The organism is Variovorax sp. PAMC 28711 (genome assembly GCF_001577265.1).
Lineage (GTDB): Bacteria > Pseudomonadota > Gammaproteobacteria > Burkholderiales > Burkholderiaceae_C > Variovorax.
In genome coordinates, this window is the sequence record NZ_CP014517.1 from 3,048,892 (window position 1) to 3,067,482 (window position 18,591).

General features: G+C 67.7%; 14 protein-coding genes. 6 read left to right on the top strand and 8 right to left on the bottom strand.

The features are described 5' to 3' along the window. Positions 1-13: 13 nt before the first annotated feature. Positions 14-2,212: a penicillin-binding protein 1C gene (pbpC, locus tag AX767_RS14835; RefSeq protein ID WP_068632042.1), complete on the bottom strand. Its 2,199-nt coding sequence runs from the start codon at positions 2,210-2,212 to the stop codon at positions 14-16. A gap of 151 nt (positions 2,213-2,363) precedes the next feature. Here pbpC and AX767_RS14840 point away from each other — a divergent pair, with 151 nt between their 5' ends. Continuing rightward, a complete protein-coding gene (locus AX767_RS14840) occupies positions 2,364-2,573 on the top strand; it encodes a thrombospondin type 3 repeat-containing protein (RefSeq protein ID WP_068632043.1) in 210 nt (69 codons plus the stop codon). 63 nt (positions 2,574-2,636) lie between these two features. Here AX767_RS14840 and AX767_RS14845 read toward each other — a convergent pair whose 3' ends face one another. Next, positions 2,637-8,579, bottom strand: coding sequence for an alpha-2-macroglobulin family protein (locus AX767_RS14845; RefSeq protein WP_210392652.1), 5,943 nt, complete (start codon positions 8,577-8,579; stop codon positions 2,637-2,639). A gap of 104 nt (positions 8,580-8,683) precedes the next feature. Here AX767_RS14845 and opgC point away from each other — a divergent pair, with 104 nt between their 5' ends. After that, on the top strand, positions 8,684-9,847 hold the full coding sequence (gene opgC / locus AX767_RS14850) for an OpgC domain-containing protein (RefSeq protein ID WP_068632045.1): 1,164 nt from the start codon (positions 8,684-8,686) through the stop codon (positions 9,845-9,847). Here opgC and AX767_RS14855 read toward each other — a convergent pair. From AX767_RS14855 to AX767_RS14865, 3 genes are read right to left on the bottom strand one after another with little or no spacing between them, the layout of a single operon-like run. After that, complete coding sequence (locus AX767_RS14855; RefSeq protein WP_237288466.1) at positions 9,792-10,559, bottom strand: SGNH/GDSL hydrolase family protein; 768 nt, start codon at positions 10,557-10,559, stop codon at positions 9,792-9,794. The genes opgC and AX767_RS14855 overlap by 56 nt on opposite strands. Continuing rightward, a complete protein-coding gene (locus AX767_RS14860) occupies positions 10,556-11,314 on the bottom strand; it encodes an anti-sigma factor (RefSeq protein WP_068632047.1) in 759 nt (252 codons plus the stop codon). Before AX767_RS14860 ends, AX767_RS14855 begins: the two co-directional genes overlap by 4 nt. A gap of 13 nt (positions 11,315-11,327) precedes the next feature. Next, complete coding sequence (locus tag AX767_RS14865) at positions 11,328-11,903, bottom strand: sigma-70 family RNA polymerase sigma factor (protein ID WP_210392490.1); 576 nt, start codon at positions 11,901-11,903, stop codon at positions 11,328-11,330. Positions 11,904-12,087: 184 nt separating this feature from the next. Between AX767_RS14865 and AX767_RS14870 the strand changes: the two genes are divergently transcribed. Then, positions 12,088-12,642: a DUF3455 domain-containing protein gene (locus tag AX767_RS14870; RefSeq protein ID WP_068632049.1), complete on the top strand. Its 555-nt coding sequence runs from the start codon at positions 12,088-12,090 to the stop codon at positions 12,640-12,642. A 4-nt stretch (positions 12,643-12,646) separates the two neighbouring features. Here AX767_RS14870 and argH read toward each other — a convergent pair whose 3' ends face one another. Next, a complete protein-coding gene (gene argH, locus AX767_RS14875; protein ID WP_068632050.1) occupies positions 12,647-14,044 on the bottom strand; it encodes an argininosuccinate lyase in 1,398 nt (465 codons plus the stop codon). A gap of 49 nt (positions 14,045-14,093) precedes the next feature. Here argH and AX767_RS14880 point away from each other — a divergent pair, with 49 nt between their 5' ends. From AX767_RS14880 to AX767_RS14890, 3 genes are read left to right on the top strand one after another with little or no spacing between them, the layout of a single operon-like run. Beyond that, a complete protein-coding gene (locus AX767_RS14880; RefSeq protein ID WP_068632051.1) occupies positions 14,094-15,176 on the top strand; it encodes a sensor histidine kinase in 1,083 nt (360 codons plus the stop codon). Further along, on the top strand, positions 15,173-15,922 hold the full coding sequence (locus AX767_RS14885) for a LytR/AlgR family response regulator transcription factor (RefSeq protein ID WP_068632052.1): 750 nt from the start codon (positions 15,173-15,175) through the stop codon (positions 15,920-15,922). Before AX767_RS14880 ends, AX767_RS14885 begins: the two co-directional genes overlap by 4 nt. Then, the gene (locus tag AX767_RS14890; RefSeq protein WP_237288467.1) at positions 15,919-17,088 is read left to right on the top strand and encodes an AI-2E family transporter; all 1,170 of its coding nucleotides are present in this window, start codon (positions 15,919-15,921) and stop codon (positions 17,086-17,088) included. Before AX767_RS14885 ends, AX767_RS14890 begins: the two co-directional genes overlap by 4 nt. 72 nt (positions 17,089-17,160) lie before the next feature. Here the strand turns inward: AX767_RS14890 and AX767_RS14895 are convergent, their stop codons facing one another. After that, positions 17,161-18,057: an NAD(P)/FAD-dependent oxidoreductase gene (locus AX767_RS14895; protein WP_068632053.1), complete on the bottom strand. Its 897-nt coding sequence runs from the start codon at positions 18,055-18,057 to the stop codon at positions 17,161-17,163. Continuing rightward, positions 18,044-18,526, bottom strand: a complete 483-nt coding sequence (locus AX767_RS14900) for an Rrf2 family transcriptional regulator (protein ID WP_068632054.1) — start codon at positions 18,524-18,526, stop codon at positions 18,044-18,046. Before AX767_RS14900 ends, AX767_RS14895 begins: the two co-directional genes overlap by 14 nt. Between the last annotated feature and the right edge of the window lie 65 nt (positions 18,527-18,591).

Sequence of the window (18,591 nt, forward strand, 5' to 3'; positions counted from 1 at the left end):
TTCGTCTTCTTTTTCAGGGGCGCGGTGGCGCGCTGGCGCCTGCGGCCACGCCGGCACCGCGCACCTCGAGTTTCACCTCGTCGAGCACCTGCCCGCGTGCGTCGACCAGCTGAATGGCGTGCCGGCCCGGCCACGGCAGCCACTGGGCGGTGGCGCCGCGCGCAAACGGCTTGCCGTCGATCTGCCAGCGCACGCCTGCGCCCTCGGCCTCCAGGCGCACGCGCTGGCGGTTCGGCGGAATGTCGGGGTCGAGCGCGATGATCGTGCCGCGCGTCGGCGAGGTGATGCGGGCTGCGGCGCCCGTGGCGGCGTGGCGTGCAGCGACCGGATCGATCGCGAATTCGGCTTGCTCGGTGCCCTGCAGGAACCACTCATCGCGCGACGCTTCGAGCAGGCCGCCCTCTGCGTTGCGCCCGAAGGTCACAGGCGCGTGCACCAGGCCCGGTGGCGGCGTCGGCGCGCGGCTCGGCTCGCGCGCGTGCAGGAAGCCCATGAGCTCGGCCCATACGGGCGCCGCGCCGCTGGTGCCGCTCACGTCCCACATCGGCGCGCCGCTGGCATTGCCGACCCACACGCCGACCGTGTAGCGCGCCGACCAGCCGACCGCCCAGTTGTCGCGCATGTCCTTGCTGGTGCCGGTCTTCACGGCGGTCCAGAAACGCGTCGACAGGATGCTGTCGAGCCCGAAGGTGCGCGCCCGCGCGTTGGCATCCGACAGGATGTCGCCGACGATGAACGCCGCCCCGGGATCGATCGCGTTCGTGGTGTTGCTTCCCTGTCCTGGCAAAAACCGCGTCTCCCCAACCCTTCCGCCGTTCGCCAGCGTCCGGTACGCATTGGTCAGCGACAGCAGCGACACCTCTGCGCTGCCGAGCGCCAGGCTGTAGCCGTAGTAATCACCGTTTTCGCGCAGCGGCATCCCGGCCGCGCGCAGTTGGCGTGCGAAGGCTTCGGGCGACACCATCACCAGCGTGCGCACGGCCGGCACGTTGAGCGAAGCGGCGAGCGCGGTGCGGGCCGACACCAGCCCCTTGAACTGGCGGTCGTAGTTCTGCGGGATGTAGAGGCCGCTCGCCGTGCTGATCTGCGCAGAAGAATCGTCGAGCAGCGACGCCGCCGTGAGCCGGCGTTCGGCGATGGCCTGCGCATACAGCAGCGGCTTGAGCGTGGAGCCCGGCTGGCGCTGTGCCACGACGCCGTCGACCTCGGCCGCCTGGCTCAGCACGCCCGACGAACCGACCCACGCGAGCACCTCGCCGCTCGCGTTGTCGAGCACGACCAGCGCGCCGTCTTCGACGTGGCGGCCTCGCAGCTCGCGCAGGTGGCGTTGCAAGGTGGTCAGTGCGAAGCGCTGCAGGGGCGCGCGCAAGGTGGTGTGGATGTCGGCGCCGTTGCCCGATTCGCGCAATGCGCGCCGCGCCAGATGCGGCGCGATGCCGTCGCTCGCATCGAAGGCGCGCCGTTGCAGCGCGGCGCTGGCGAACATGTCGAGCGCCTCGCAGTCGGCCTTGTTGTTGCTGTTGTTCTTGGTCTCGGGCGCCATCGTGCGCAGCACTTCGCAGGCGCGCTGCGCGACCACCGCGGGCCGGGCGTTCGGCGCACGCACCAGCGCTGCCGCAACGGCCGCTTCGCGCGCATCGAGCCCGTGCGGCGCTTTACCGAACAGCGTGCGCGACAGCGCATCGATGCCGACGATCTCGCCGCGAAACGGCACGGTGTTGAGGTACGCCTCCAGCACCTGGTCCTTGCGCCACTCGCGCTCCAGTTGCGTCGCAGCGAGCGTTTGCCCAACTTTCTGCGTCAGGCTGCGACCGCCGCTCGCGCGGCGCAGGTCGTCGTCGATCAGGCCGGCGAGCTGCATCGTGAGGGTCGAGGCACCGCGCGTCTTCGTGTTCCACAGATTGCCCCAGGCGGCCGCGGACACGGCGCGCCAGTCGACGCCGCTGTGTTCGTAGAAGCGTTTGTCCTCGCTCAACACCATGGCCGTGCGCAAGGCCGGCGACACGTCGGCCAGGGCGATCCACTGGCCGCGTCGCACGGTGGGATCGATCCGCACGCGCTGGAGCAGTTCGCCGTTGCGGTCGAACACGGCGGCATCGGACGAGCGGAAGTCGTGTTTGGTCTGTTCAAACGAGGCCACGGCCCCGGCCGGACTGGTGCAGCAGGCCATCCAGAACACAGCGGACAAGAGGGGCGAGGGACGGACGTGCATGGGGGTCAGGGCAGGGGAGAACCGGGCAGTCTTCGACTGTAAGCCGTGCAGCAGGCGGGTCCATCGCCTACTTCAATCCGCGCCCCACGCTGCAAGGCGTGTCGAACGCGGGTGGCACGGTGATCATTCTTCAAAAACAGAGGATCACTCCATGAAAACACTCGCATTGGTCATCGCCACGTCAGCCGTTTTGCTCGTCGGCTGCGTCGCCCCCGCGCCGTATTACGACCGTCCGGCCCCGCCACGCGCGCAGGGCGACCGGGACCGCGACGGCGTGCCAAACCGCGCGGACCGCGACCGTGACGGCGACGGCGTGCCGAACCGCTACGACCGCAAGCCGAACAACCCGAATCGCAACTGATCGGGCGTCGGCCTCAATGGCCGACTTGCAGCGCGACCGCCGTGACTGCGCGAACGCGCGTGATCACTTCACCGGCTCCACCTTCACGCGCGCATTGGGAAACTCCCCAAACATCTCGGGTGCATACATCGCCTCGACGCGGCTCGGAGGCAGCGCGAAGTCGCCGACGTTGTTGAGCCGCACCGTGTACTCCATCTTCACCACGCCTTTCGGCAGGTACTCGTAGTAGCTGCGGAAGGATTCGAAGCTGCGCTCCTCGAAGGCGGGCCAGCCGGCACCCGTTTTCTTCTCGCCCTGCGTCGCGATCTGAGAATCCCGGCCGAGGCCGCTGCCGAGGATGGTGGCGCCGGCGGGCACCGGGTCGGTGATCGCGACCCAGGTCATGTCGGCGCTCGCGTTCACTTCGAGCGCGATGCGCAGCACGTCGCCGCGCGTGTACTTGCCGGTAACGGCCTGCTCGACCGGCGTGATCGTTTTCTTGATCGCGTAGCCGGCGGCGAACGGTGCCTTGAGCTGTACGGCCGCGACCGACTGCAGCGTGAGCCACGGCTTGCCCGTGCCTTCCTGCAGCACCAGCAGCGTGTCGCGCACGGGCGGATTGCGCCACGGCAGGAACATGCTGTTGTTGCGCAGGTTGCCCGGCGACGCGGGCGCACCGAAGAAGGTGGTCTGGTTCGGCGCACCGGCTGCATCCGTGGTCTTGATGCGTTCGACCTTCGCCCAGTCGACCTGCGCCTTCGCCGTGCCGAGCGTGGCGGCGGTGATGCCGGCGACCGGCGTGCTCTCGAACACTTTACTGAACTTCTCCAGCGCCAGCCCGCCCCACAGGTTTGCCGTCGTCGTGTGCCAGGCGCCGTTCTGCTGGCGACCGATGAAGCCGTTGGCCAGCTTGCCGATGTCGTCCTTCCAGGCCGGGTCGTCCATCACGCTGAGCAGCAGGCGTGCGGTGTTGACGTCGCCGTTGGTCATGAGCCACCACCAGTAGTCGTCCTGCTCGGTGCTGAAGATCAGCTTGGTGCCCTGGTAGCTCAGTCGCGCCTTCACGATGTTGTTGGCTTCGTCCAGGCGTTTCGCGCGCTCGGGCACGTCGGGCACGCGCTTCAGGATGTTCATCCAGTCGATGACGGCGCTGGTCGGCCACTGGTTGGGTGCGAGGGTGATGCTCGCCGTCATGCGGCCAGTCGCCTTGCCGTAGCGCGACAGCGCTTCGAGCGCGGCGAGCTTGCGCACGTCGAGATCCTTGCGCGGACTCCAGAACTCGCGCTGGATCCTGCCTTCGACGAAGGCGATCAGGCCGGCTTCCATCGGCGCGCGTGCATCGTCGGGCAGCGCGAAGGCCGGGTCCAGTGCCGCCGCTTCGTGCGTGGCGGCGAGCAGGTACGACGTGAGGATGTCGCTGCCGCGGTTCGCCTCGCCGTCGCGCGGCGGGAAGTAGCTGGCGAGGCCGTCGCCGTCGAGATAGCCGGGCAGCTGCGCGAGCACGCCCTGCCACATCTTCGCGTCGCGCAGGCCGACCGATTTGCTGGTCTTCTGCTCCAGGCAGATGAACGGATAGTTGGCGAACCAGTCGCGCACGCCGGGCAGGCCTTCGGCCAGCTTGGGCTGGAGCGACATCTTCAGGCCGCCGCGACCGGGCAGGGCGTCGGCCGGCGGCGCCACGTCGAGCGTGAACGGCCCGTCGATCTGCACCAGCGTCGCCTGCTGCACCGTGAGCGGCACGGCCGGGATGATGCGCTGGCGCACCTTGAGCGCATCGCGTGCGCTGCCCGTGGTGTCCTTCGCCTCGATCTCCCACAGGATGGCTTCGGCACGCGTTTGCGCGAGCTGCGCGGGCGCCGTCACGTTCCAGGCGAGCTCGCGCGCTTCGCCGGCGGGGATGTCGACGGTCTGCGGTTCCAGCGTGAGCAGCGTCGCGCGCGGTGCGGCTTCGACCTTCATCGGCTTTTGCGTCGTGTTGCGCAGCGTGATCTGTGCGCGGAACTGATCGTCCTCGCGCACCAGCGGCGGCAGGCCGCTGATGATCTGCAGGTCTTGCGTCGCCTGGACCGTTGTCTGGCCCGTCCCGAACAGTCCGACGCCTGAATCGGCGACCGCGACGATGCGGAAGGTCGTCAACGCATCGTTGAGCGGCACCGTCACCACGGCCTGGCCGTTGGCGTCGAGCACCACGCGCGGATTCCACAAGAGCAGCGTGTCGAGCAGTTCGCGCGCGGCGCCCTTGCCGCCGCCACCGCCCGCGGGCACGGCCTTGCGACCGTAGTGGCGCCGGCCGACGATTTCCATCTGCGCGGTCGAGGTGCTCACGCCCCAGCTGCGCCGCTGCAGCATCGCGTCGAGCAGGTTCCAGCTGTCGTTGGGCTTGAGTTCGAGCAGCGCCTGGTCGACCGCAGCCAGCGCCACTTCGGCGCCGGCCGCCGGCTTGCCGTCGGGCAGCGTGCCGGTGATGGTGATCTGCGCCTTGCCGCGCACCGGGTAGCTCGGCTTGTCGCTCGTCACCTTCACGTCGATCTGGTGCGCCTTGGTGCCCACGCGGATCTCCGCGAGGCCGAGCCGGTAGGCCGGCTTGCTGAGGTCGACCATCGCAGTCGGCGCGACGTATTCCTTGCCCTCGTACCAGAAGGCGGTCCACCATTCGCGCGGTGCCTTGAAGCCCCAGGTGAAGAAGCTGTACCAGGGCACTTCGCGCAGCCGGCCGCGCAGGGCGAGCACGCTCACATAGGCGTTCGGCCCCCACTCGGGCTTCACTTCGAGCGTGACCGTCGGGTCCTGGCCGTTGAGCTGGACCACGTGCGTCTCGATGATGCCTTCGCGTTCCACCGACACCAGCGCGGTCGAGAAGCGGAAGGGGCTGCGCACCTGGAACTTGGCGACCTCGCCGGGCTGGTAGCTCTTCTTTTCGGGCAGCACGTCAATGCGGTCGTTGTCTTCGCCGCCGAACCAGATTTCGCCCTGTTTCGTGACGTAGACCGAGTTGGCCGCCACGCTGGTGTTGCCGTCCTTGTCCTTCGCGCTCACGATGAGTTCGACGCGGCCCGGTTCGCCGAGCGAGGCGTCGCACAGCAGCAGGCCGCGGCTGTCGCTCTTGCCGCTGCACACGGTGCCGAGGTCCTTTGTTTCGGTCTTGTTGTCGTAGGTGTAAAAGCCGCCGACCATGCGCTTGCGGCTGCTGGTCGTGATGCGGGCGACCGCCTTCACTTCGAGCGGCACGTCGGCCTGCGGCTTGCCGGAGAGGTCGAGCGCGAGCGCCTGAAACTTCAGCTTCTGGCTGGTCGACACCCAGCTCTCGGTCTTCACGCCGGCGATCACCGCCGCGGGCCAGAGCGTTTGGGTGCTGCGAATCGTCTGCACCTCGCCGTTCGGGTCGGAGTAGGTGGCTTCCAGCAGCAGCTCGCGCGGCGCGATGTTCTTTGGCACCTTGTCGACGGTCACTTTGCCGGCGCCGTTCCGGTCGAGCGTCACGGGCAGCTTGTCGGCGATGACGCGTGCGTCCTGCGAGGCGTCGGCCTCTTCGTCGGCACCCGCGGCCGAGGCGTCCTGCTTTTGCGGCGGGGAGAAGGTGAAACTGTCATAGTCGCCGAAGCTGAGGTTTTTGCCGCGCACCAATGCCGACACGCGCACCGGCAGGTTGGCCGCGCCACCGCCGGCGACGTAGTTGATCTGCACGTCGGTCGGCACCGTGCCGGGGTTGACCAGCGGCTTCTTCTCCACCGGCGTCACGCGCCCTTCGAGCACGGGCAGGCGGAATTCCTCGACGCGGAACTGGCCGGTGCTGAAACTGCGCTGGCCGTCCAGCTCGCCGTCGTTGTTCTTGTCGTCTCCCTTGCGCAGCGCCACCTGATAGACGCCCAGCTTGGCGGCCACCGGGATCGCGAAGGTGTTCTCGGCGCTCTGGCCGCCGGTGGCGGTCTTGCGCCAGCCGACCGGCTGCGTGAATTGCTGGCCGCTGCCCACGTGCGTCAGTACCAGCGTGCCGGGCAGGTCGTCGGGGAGGCCGAAGCCTTTGCTGGTCTGCGTGCGGATCAGATGCTTCATCGACACGGTTTCGCCGGCGCGCAGCAGCGTGCGGTCGAACAGGGTGTGGGCGACCGCATCGGGTTGGGAATCCTGGCTGGTCGGCACATTGAAGCGCCAAGGCTCGATGCCGCGCTGCCAGTCGCTCCAGGTGAAGGCGAGGTCCTCCACGCCCTTGTCGTCTTTGGCGCGCGCGCTGACGAAGTACCCGCTGCCTTCCTCGCCGCCGCAGGATGGGCTGTCGGGCGAGATGCCCTTGAGCGCCGCGATGCCGTTCGCGTCGGTGGTGCCGGCGTCGATTTCCTTGCCGTCGCAGCCTGAGACGCGCACCCTGGCGCCAGCGACGACCTTGCCCTTGTCGAGCGAAGTCACCCAGGCCATCGAATTCTCGCGGCCGAGCTTGAAATGCACCGCGAGGTTGGTGGCGAGCGCGGTGGTGCGCACGTACATCGTGCGACCGCCGCCATAGCGCTCGTCGAGCAGCGAATCGCCGAGCTTCTGCGAGGCGATCTCCAGCACATGGAAGCCGGGCGTGAGCGGGATGCCGATCACTTCGAAGGGGCGGGGGTCGCCGCTTTCGGCCTTCGGCATGTCCAGTGTCTTCACGCCGGGCTGGCCGCCGAGCAGCGACAGCATGCGCGTCTGCACGCTCGTCTTGTTGTCCTTGTCGATCACCTTCGGCAGCGCGCCCTTCACGTCGGCTTGCGCTTCCTTGCGGTCCACGGTGTAGCTGTTGTCGTAGCGCTTGACCTTGCGATACCACGCGATGATTTCCGCATCGGTCTGCGGGTTCATGTCGCTCACCTTGCCGGGCGTGAGCGCGTTCACCATCAGCGCGGGCTCGACGCGCCGCACCGTCACCGGCATCAGCGCGACGCCGCCGGGTTCGGCCAGCCGCTCGATCACGCCAAACGGCGAGGCGGCGAACTTGGCCAGCGGTGGCATCAGGCCGGTGGCGGTCTTGAGCGGGAAGCTGTCGGGCGCGGCGAGCGGTCGGGCGGAGGCGTCCTGGAAGTTCGAAGGCAACGTGATCGTGAATTGCGTCTGCTCGTCGAATGGGGCCGGGAAGGTCACCGAATCGACCACCGCGTCATCGCTGTTGGCGTTCTCGTCGTCGACCTTGGGCTTGATCGTCTTGCCGCCGCCCTTGAGCTCGATCTGCGAGGCCACCTTGCGCGACACCGGCGCGTTGAAGCGCAGTTCCATCGGGCGCAGCGGCAGGCAGGCCGCCTGCGCGTTTTCGCGTTCGCAGCTGAACGACACGGCGAAGGGTTCGCGCACCTCGAAGCTGAAGCGCTTTTCGACGGCATTCGCGACGCCCGAAGGCGTGGCGACGCCCTTGCCGTAGACGATCTGCATCTTGCTGGCCGCCGTCAGGGTGCGATTGCATTGCATCGTGACGAAGGCGAGTGGCGACTTTTCCGCCGACTTGTCGAGGCCCAGCGCCCGCAGAAAGCCGACGCGCTCTGCGCCTTCGATCAGCTTGACCGGCACCCGCTCGCCGACGCCGTCGACCGCGCACCAGACGTTCTCGCGCACGCTGGCCAGCGTGGCGGGGCCGTTCAGCTGCAGCACGAAGGACTGCTGCTCGTCGATCTTCCCGTAGCTCGGCTGGATGTTGCGCACGAAGGGGCCGCCACTGTTGAACTGGTAGCGCTCGGTGCCCGTGATCTCGGCGCCGGTGCCGGATTTGAACGACGCGATCCGCGTGACCGTGCAGCGCACGCCGGGCGGCAAGTCGTTCTCGAAGTCGTAGACCCACTGCTTCTCGCCGGTCCAGCGGCCGGTGCCCTTGGCGGCGGCTGCGTCGGTGCAGCTCACGGCCAGCGGCGCCGGCGCCTTGGGGTCGCCGAAGTTGACGGCGGCCTGGTCGAATTTGGCGACGATCTGCCGCACGCGGGCCACTTCGCCCTGCGGCGTGAGGCTGGTGATCTGAAGCGCGTGCGCGGGCAGCGTCAGCAGGGCGCTCGCGGCCAGCGCCAGCGCAGTAATCATTTTGTTCACTCTTGTGTCCTCCGTCCGTTTCGGGGTGCAGCGTAGCCGATTTGTCCTTCGGATTCAGGCGGCCTGCGACACGCTTCATACAATCTGCGCACTTCATGAAACGCCTTTGGGAAATCGACGCCTTGCGCGGGCTGATGCTCGTGCTGATGACCGTCACCCACCTGCCGACCCGCCTCACCGATCCGCTGGGGCAGCCTTTCGGATTCGTTTCTGCGGCCGAGGGCTTCGTGCTTCTCTCTGCCTTCGTGTCGGGCATGGTGTACAGCCGCATCGGCTACACGCAGGGCGTGGACCGCATGCGCAGCGCGTTCTTCAAGCGCGCGCTCAAGGTCTACCTGAGCCAGGCGGCCACGCTGCTCTTCCTGTTCTTCATCATCACCGCGGTGAGCATGCGCATCGACCAGGAAGCGGTGAAGAACCTGGCGTCCTACTACCTCGCGAGCCCGCACCACGGGCTGTTCTACGGGCTCTTGCTGATCTACGAGCCGGCGCTGCTCGACATCCTGCCGATGTACATCTTCTTCATGCTGCTGAGCCCGTGGGTGATGGCGTTCGCGCTGCGCCACGGATGGGCGGCAGTGATGGCGGTGAGTGTGTTGCTGTGGACGCTCGCGCAGTTCGGGCTCAGCGATTGGGTCTACGCACAGGCCGCGCGCTGGACTGGGCTGCCGGTGCCGTTCCAGGAGATGGGCGCGTTCAACACCTTCGGCTGGCAGTTGCTGTGGTTCGGCGGCATGTGTCTTGGCGCGGGCCGCAATGCGCCCGAGGCGAAACCCCTGACTTTCCCGTCATGGGTGGTCGCGCTGGCCGCGATGCTGGCGCTTTACGGTCTGGTGTGGCGTCATTTCGGCGAGCACGGGCAGGCGCCGTTCGGCGGCGACGTCGAGCTCAACCTGCTGTTCGACAAATGGCAGCTCGGTCCGCTGCGGCTGGTCAACCTCTGCGCGCTCGGCGTGCTGATGGTGCGCTTCGGGCCGACGCTCGCGCGCCGGCTGCCGCGTTTTCACTGGCTGGAGGCGATGGGCTCGGCGTCGTTGCCGGTGTTCTGCGCCCACCTCGTGGCCGTGCTCACCGTGCTGGCCTTCTACGGCGACAGCCAGACAGCGCGGCCGTGGTGGGGCGATGCTTTGCTGCTTGTCGCGGTGTTCGGCTCCCTCTACGCGGTGGCGTGGCTCACCCTCCGGTGGGACCGGCGCGCCGCGCTCACTGCGTCGGCGGCAAAGTCGGAGGCGCCGTCGCCAGCAGGTGCGAAGCGATGAGCGAGCGCCACAGCGCGTAGCCGGATTCGTTCATGTGCAGGCGGTCGGGCCGGAACAGTTCCGGCCGCGGGCGGCCATCGGCGCCGAGCATCGGGGTGAAGATGTCGACGTATGCGCTGTTCCCGAGCGTGTTCAGATAGGCCGTGATGATGTTGTTGGTCTCGCGCACCTGCGGCAGAAGGCGCTCCCGCGAGGGGCTCGGCTTGACCGACACGAAGGTGATGCGGGCGTTCGGCAGTTCTGCCCTCACCGCCCGCGCGAAGCGCGCGAAGCTCTCCAGGATCTGCAGCGGCGTGCGACCTTCGGCCAGGTCGTTGTCGCCGGCGTACACCACCACCTGACGCGGCTTGTAGCGCAGCACCAGGTCGCGCACCAGGAGGCTGCATTCGGCCATCGTCGAGCCGCCGACGCCGCGGTTGATGGTGTGCGGCGTCTGCTGCTGGAAATCCTGCGCGAAGTGCGGCCAGAGCCGGATGGTCGAGCTGCCGACGAAGAGCACGCTGCCTTCGGGCGGCGGTCGCTCTCTGTCGGCGGCGTCGTAGGCCTCGAGTTCGCTGCGCCAGCGTGCGCGCGCCGCGTCGGTCGCCTTCAGAGTCGCGGCGGCATCCGGATCGACGGCCGGCACCGACAGCTGGGCCTGTGCAGCGAACCCTGCCGCGAGCGCCAGCGACAGCGCCAGCAGCGCGCTGCGCACCAGCGGAACGGGCCTCAAAGCATCTTCTCGATCAGTGCGCCTTTGAAGAGAACCGGGCCGGTCGGGCCGCCCGCGCTCGGGACGCCGCCCTTGGGCTCGAGGCTGATCGCCAACGTGGGCACGGCCTGGATTTCGGAGGCGGCTGCGGCCAGCTTGAGGGCCGGCTGAGAGCCGAGCACGCCCAGCGAACGCGGTGCGCCGCCCGGTGGCAGTGCCCACAGCTGGAGCGAGCGGTCCGACGCTTCCTGGTAGCCGCCCACGCGTTGCAGCACGAGTTGGCGGTTCTTCGGGTCGAAGGTGACGAGCATCGAGGCGGCGGACTTGTCGTCCTGCAGCACGGCCACGTATTGCACGGCCGGCGCAGCGTTCAGCTGTTCGCGCAGGTTGAAACCGACCACCACGGCCAGCACCGTCGCCAGCGCGCCGACGCCCGCCGCGCCGCGCCAGAGCGCCAGGCTGCGCAGCCATCCGGCGACGGGTGCCGCCGCTGGCGTCGTGGTCACGGCAGCGCGTTGCCGCTGGATCGCCTGCTCGCTCTGCTCGGCCTCGATGAGGTTGCGGATGCGGGTCCAGACCGCGCCGTCCGGCACGACGGGGCGCTCCAGCTCGGTCATGCTGGCCAGCCGGATCTGCCAGACCAGTGCCGCCGCGCGCACCGGCGCCTGTTCGCGCGCGATGGCTTCGAAGCGACGGCGGGCGCCGCCTCGCAGGGTGCCGAGCGCATGGCCGGCGGCCAGCAGTTCGACGAGTTCGGGGTGTGAGGCGATGTTCATGGGGATTCCTGTCTCACGCGAAGCGGCCCATGCAAACGCGCAGTTTCTCGATGCCGCGCCGGATCCACGTCTTGACCGTGCCCAGCGGCAGCTTCAGTTGTTCGGCCAGTTCGCCGTGGCTCATATCGCGAAGGTAAGCCAAGCTCACAACCTCGCGCTGGCGGCCTTCGAGCTGGCTCAGGCACTGGTGAAGCGCCCACGCCTGCTCGCTGGCGTCGGCGGTGTCCACCGGGTTCGGTGCGTCGGATTCGAGCGTGTCGGCCAGCACCTCGTCGAACTCCTGCGTGAGCTGGGCGCGGTCGGCGGTGCGGCGACGCAACAGGTCGAGCGCACGGCTGCGCACGATCAGGCCCATCCAGGCCATCGGCGGGCTCAGGGTACTGCGGTAATCGCCGGCCACGCGCCAGATCGTCATGAACGCCTCCTGCAGGACGTCTTCGGCCCGTTCGCGCTGCCGAACGACGCGCAGCGCCAACCCGAAAAGTTTGGGAGAAGTGCGGTCATACAGGAGGCGCAGCGCGGCTTCGTCTTTGCGACCCACACGGTCGAGCAGCGCCATCAATTCGGCGTCGGGGCTTGAATCGGTCATGCACGGATTGTGAAACATTGCTGCTCATGTCAAACGATACGGTCCTACGGCCCGGTCGGATTCAACGTGGGAAAGTCAGCAGCGTGGGTGTCAATGCCCCACGCTCAAGGGGAGAGACCCGTTCAAAACGACAAAAAAGGTCTCGCATTTCTGCAACAAACCCTCCGAAACAGGAAAAAAGTCCATGACCTTCCGCACCCTGACCTCCCTCGCAGCCGTGGCTGCCGTCGCCAGCCTCGCCGCATGCTCCGGCATGGGCGCGAAGCCGATGATGTATTCGCAGGCCAGCCTGCCCGACACCGTGAAGGTGCCGGCCGGCAACGCCGTGGCGATGCAGACCGTGGGCGCCGGCGACATCACCTACGAGTGCCGCGCCAAGGCGGGCATGCCCGGCCAGTTCGAGTGGGTGTTCGTCGGCCCCGACGCGAAACTGATGGACCGTGCGGGCAAGCAGGTCGGCAAGTACTACGGCCCGCCCGCCACCTGGGAGAGCATGGACGGCTCCAAGCTGACCGCCACGCAGGTCGCCGTCGCGCCCAACGGCATGGCCAACATCCCGTACCAGCTGGTCAAGGCCAACCCGGCGATGGGCAGCGGCGCGATGCAAGGCGTGACCTACATTCAGCGCGTCGCCACCCAGGGCGGCGTCGCACCGATGGCGCCCTGCGCCGCGGCCTCGATGGGACAGAAGCAGGTCGTGAAGTACCAGGCCGACTACATCTTCTACAAGGCGATGTAAGGCCTCAGGCCAGACGCGCGCGGTGGCGCGCGACCTGCGCCTTCACCTGGGCCGGCGCGGTGCCGCCCAGCGTGCTGCGTGCATTGAGCGAGCCGCGCAGGCTCAGCACGTCGTACACGTCCTTCTCGATGCTCGGGTTGAACTGCTGCAACACGGCGAGCGGCAGTTCCGACAGGTCGACCTGGTGCGAGATCGCCGCCTTGACCGCGTGCGCCACCGTCTCGTGCGCGTCGCGAAAGGGCAGGCCCTTCTTGACGAGGTAGTCGGCCAGGTCGGTCGCGGTGGCGTAACCGCGCAGGGCGGCGGCCTCCATCGCCTCGGGCCGCACCGTGATGCCTTCGATCATTTCCGCAAAGATCCGCAGCGTGTCCTTGAGCGTGTCGACGGTGTCGAACAGCGGCTCCTTGTCTTCCTGGTTGTCCTTGTTGTAGGCCAGCGGCTGGCCCTTCATGAGCGTGATGAGCGCCATCAGATGGCCGACCACGCGCCCGGTCTTGCCGCGCGCCAGTTCGGGCACGTCCGGGTTTTTCTTCTGCGGCATGATCGACGAGCCGGTCGTGAAGCGGTCGGCGATCTGGATGAAGCCGAAGTTCTGGCTCATCCACAGGATCAGTTCTTCGCTCATGCGGCTGATGTGCACCATGCACAGGCTGGCCGCGGCGCTGAATTCGATCGCGAAGTCGCGGTCGCTCACGGCGTCCAGGCTGTTCTGGCAAACACCCTCCATGCCCAGCGTTCGGGCGACCATTTCGCGGTCCAGCGGATAGCTCGTGCCGGCCAGCGCCGCGGCGCCCAGCGGCAGGCGGTTGAGCCGGCGGCGCACGTCGACCAGGCGCTCGGCGTCGCGGCTGAACATTTCCACGTACGCCAGCATGTGGTGGCCGAAGCTCACCGGCTGCGCGACCTGCAGGTGCGTGAAGCCCGGAAGGATCACCTCGACGTTCTTCTCGGCGATGTCGACCAGTGCCTTCTGCAGCGCGACCAGCAATTCTGAAATCAGATCGATCTCGCCGCGCAGCCAGAGGCGCACGTCGGTCGCGACCTGGTCGTTGCGGCTGCGGCCGGTGTGCAGGCGCTTGCCGGCGTCGCCCACCAGTTGCGTCAGGCGCGCCTCGATGTTGAGGTGCACGTCTTCGAGGTCGAGCTTCCAGTCGAACCCGCCGGACTCTATTTCGTTGCGGATTTGCGTCATCCCGCGCTGGATCGCGGCATGGTCCTGCGCGTTGATGATGTTCTGCGCGGCGAGCATGCCGGCATGCGCCAGAGAACCCTCGATGTCTGCTTGCCACAGCCGCTTGTCGAAGAACACGCTGGCGGTGTAGCGCTTGACGAGGTCGCTCATCGGCTCGGAGAAGAGGGCGGACCAGGCTTCGGATTTCTTGTCGAGTTGGTTTTGGGTCATGGGAGCCGATCAGAAAGCAATAATGGGTTTGTCACCCAACGTATCTGCGATGCGCAATCCGTCGATTTTATCGGCCACCCCTGCCAGGCCCCACAGGGCGGGCGCTCCGGCGCCGGTCAAGCCGCGCGCGTCGCGCAAAGCGGTGCCTGCCTTGTTCGATGCCTGCCAGATCGGCGTGGTGCTGCGCACGGTGCTCTTCGTGGAAGCCGTGGTCGCGATTGCCACGCTGTTCGCGGCCTCCACGGCGGTCGACTGGCTCACGCTCGCCGCGACCATCACGGGCGGCGCGTTGCCGGCCACGCTGCTCTGGTTGGTCGCGGCCTGCGGGCTCAAGAGAATGCTGGGACGCATGCGCCGCGAGGCGCAGTTCGCGACCGGCGCGCTGCTCGGTGCGGTGGCGGCGCTCTACGGCTGCGGCCTGTTGCGCCTCACTGGCGTGCTGGGCGCCGCGCCTTGGGTCGCGAGTGCGCTGGCCGGCGCGATGTTCGCCGCCATCGTCATGGCGGCACTGGTGCTGCGGGCGCGCGGCCGTACGCCGGCCGCCACCACGGCGCGACTCGAAGAGTTGCAGGCCCGCATCCGTCCGCACTTCCTCTTCAACACACTCAACAGCGCCATCGCGCTGGTGCGCGACGAGCCGGCCAAGGCCGAGGCGATGCTGGAAGACCTGAGCGAGCTGTTCCGCCAGGCGCTGGCCGAACCGAACGAGTCGGTCACGCTGGCCGACGAGATCGCGCTGGCCGAACGCTACCTCGCGATCGAGCAAGTGCGCTTTGAAGACCGACTGCGCATTCGCTGGGACCTCGATCCGGACGCGAGCCATGCCCGCCTGCCGCCGTTGCTGCTGCAGCCGCTGGTGGAGAACGCGGTGAAGCACGGTGTCGAGCCCAGCCCCGAGGGCGCGCGCCTGCGCATCCGCACCGAGCGACGCGGCGGCATGGTGGTGATCGAGGTCACCAACAGCCTGCCGCCGCTGCGCTGGGCCGACCAGCCGCTGCCGCGCGGCCACGGCATCGCACTGGACAACGTGCGCGACCGGCTGCGCTTGATGCACGACATGCAGGCGCAGTTCAGCGCCGGCATCGACCAGGACCACTACCGCGTGCGCATCGTGATCCCGGCGGAACCATGACCCTCAAGACCCTGATCGTCGACGACGAAGCCCTGGCGCGCTCGCGCCTGCGCACCTTGCTGGGCGACTGCCATGCGCCGGGCGCCGACGTGGTGGCCGAAGCCGCGCAGGGCAGCGATGCGGTGCTGCACCTGAACAGCGGCGCGCCGCTCGACCTGGTGCTGCTCGACATCCACATGCCGGGCATGGACGGCATCGAGGTCGCCCGCACGCTGCGCGGCCGGCCCGATGCACCGGCCGTGGTGTTCGTCACCGCGCACGCGTCGCACGCAGTGACCGCCTTCGAGCTCGACGCGGTCGACTACCTCACGAAGCCGGTGCGCGTCGAGCGGCTGCAGCAGGCGCTGCAAAAAGCCCAGCGCTTCCTGAAAGACCGGCGCGCACTGCAGCCCAATACGCCGCAGGAATCGCTGCTGATCCAGGACCGCGGACGCGCCGAGCGCGTGCCGCTGGCCGAGGTGCTCTACCTCAAGTCCGAATACAAATACCTCACCGTGCGCACCGCGACGCGCAGCCACATCTTCGACGGCGCACTCAGTGATTTCGAAGAGCGCTACCCGACCCGGTTCGTGCGGGTCCACCGCAATGCGCTGGTGGCGCGCGCCGCGATCCGCGCGCTGGAGAAACACGACGATGGCGAAGACGCCGAAGGCTGGGCGCTGCGCCTCGAAGGCATTCCCGAACCCGTGGTGGTGTCGCGCCGGCAGCTGCCGGGCGTGCGTGAAGCGATGAAAGAAGGCCGATGAGCACTCCCGAGACGAATCCTGCAGCCGTTGCCAAGGCGGCGAATGTCCAGAAACAGCGCGAGCGGCTCATGTTGCACATGCCGGTCGACGTGCGCAGTGCATCGCTCGTCGTGCTGGCCGTGCTCGCCAGCATCTTCGCGTTGCGATGGGCTGCCGCGGTTTTCATTCCGCTGATGCTGAGCCTGTTGCTGACCTACGCGCTGTCGCCCGTGGTCGATCGGCTGGAACGCTGGCGCATGCCGCGCTGGATCGGTGCTGCCGTCGTCCTGCTGGGCATCGGCGGTGCGATGGGGTGGACTGCGTTCTCGCTGGCCGGTAGCGCATCGCAGCTGCTCGATTCGGTGCCGGTCGCCACGCAGAAATTGCGCATGGCGATTCGCGCCAACGCGCGCGCTAACACGAGCCCAATCGACACGGTGCAGCAGGCGGCCGCGCAACTCGAGCAAGCGGCTTCGGAAAATTCGGCGCAGGTGGCGGCGCGCCGCGGCGTGACGCGCGTGACCATCGAGCGACCTTCGTTCAACGTGCGCGACTATCTCTGGAGCGGTACGGTCGGCCTGCTCGGCGCGGCCGGGCAACTCACGCTGGTCGCCTTTCTCACCTTCTTCGCGCTCGGATCGGGCAACACCTTCCGGCGCAAGCTCGTGAAGATCACCGGCTCGAGCCTCGAAAAGAAAAAGATCACGGTGCATGTGCTGGACGACATCACCCGCAACATCGAGCGCTACCTGCTCGTGCAGATCCTCAGCAGCGTGCTGGTCGGCGTCGCCACCGGCCTGGCCTTCTGGGCGCTCGGGCTGCAGGATGCCGCGGTGTGGGGAATCATCGCGGCCGTCACCAACCTCATTCCGTACATCGGTTCGGTGATTGTCATGGGCGCTGCGGGCCTGGTGGCCTTCCTGCAGTTCGGAACCGTGTCGATGGCGCTCACGATCGGCGGCGTCTCGCTGCTGATCCATACGCTCGTGGGCAACCTGCTGGTTCCCTGGCTCACCAGCCGCACCAGCCGCATGAACCCGGTCGCGGTGTTCGTCGGCGTGATCTTCTGGGGCTGGCTCTGGGGCATCTGGGGCTTGCTGCTCGGCATCCCGATCACGATGGTGATCAAGGCCGTTTGCGACCGGGTGGAAGACCTGCAACCGATCGGGGAACTGCTGGGGGACTGAGGCGGTTTGCGCCCACTGTTGGCTTCCGCTTTTCTGTGCGGAGCAGCCGGTCAGGTTTGGGCTCTGTTGGATCTAAACCATGGTCGACCTGTGTGCGGCGACCCCCGCCATCGCGCCATCGGCGACTGCCATTGCGATGTTGCCCGCTGCACGCGCTGCATCGCCGCAGGCAAAAACATTTGACACAGACGTTTGCTGCATGGCGTCCACCTGAATAAAGGCCCCCATGGGCCCCTGCGTCAGCGTGCAACCCAGTTGTGCCGCGATGGGGCTGGCGAGGTGCGTGCGTGGCTGCGTGAAAAGCCCGTTCATCGACAGCGTGCGCCCATCGGCCAGAACCACATCGGCCACCCCGTCGATGCGAACGATGCGTGCCGCCTCCACTCGTGTGCCGCGACGCGCGAAAGCGGCAAGGTCATCCTCTGACGGCCGGTAGGCATCGTTGAGGAACAGGGTGGGCGTTCCCCAATCGGTCAGCATCACAGCGTGGTGGTGGGCCAACTCCGATGCCGCAATGATGCCGATGGGGCCGGCCTCCAGTTCATACCCGTGGCAATAGGGGCAGTGAAAGATGCTCCGCCCCCAGCGCTCGGCCAGACCCGAGACAGGCGGCAACTCATCCCGCACGCCGGTGGCCAACACAAGCCGCGCCGCGTCCACGCTCTCACCGCCGACCTGAAAGCCGAAGCGCCCGTCCTCGCGCTGCGAGGCTTCCTCTGCGAGGCCATCCAGCCATCGCACGGTCGGATAGCGCAACAGCTGCCGACGGGCCTCCGCCGCGATGGCGCCGGGCGCCACGCCATCACGCGACAGGAACCCGTGGGATGTACCGCCAGCCTCATCGACGAAGCGATTGCGTCTCAGGCCGGCATCGACGACGGTCACGTTCCGCCTCGCCCTGGCCAGTTGCAGGGCTGCCGACAGGCCGGCGTAGCTTCCGCCGATGACAGCGAACTCAGTCTTGACCATGGTGGTCCTCCAAACGATGGATGGCGGCCCCTTTCGCCGGTCGATGTGCCCTCAAGCGGCTGTCGAAACCCTTCGACAGCTGGGCCAAAGTGATACCTTCCAGACGCGATAACAAAGAGGCCTCCGCCTCCTGCATCGCAGTCCGAAGTGAGTCATTGACGACCTGCGCGACCAAGCATTCGGGCCGGTCCTCCCGAAATCCGAGGGACACCAGCGCAGGAGCGCCCAGTGCCATGTGCACATCGTGCAGCGTGACGCTTTCCAGCGGCGCGGCCATCACCCAGCCGCCGCCGTGCCCCTTTTCGGACGTGATGAAGCCTGCCTCGCGCAAGCCGGACATCAGCCGGCGGAGCACGACAGGGTTGGTGCTCATCGCCGCGGCGAGCACCTCCGAAGTGACCGGAGCTTCAGCGTGCGCTAAATGAAGAAGCACATGCAGAACATCGGAGAGTCGGCTGTTTTGTTTCATGCAACCATCATAGTTGCATAACATTCGCCCCGTGAGGAGGATGTCAATCGGGAGGGGCTACCCGC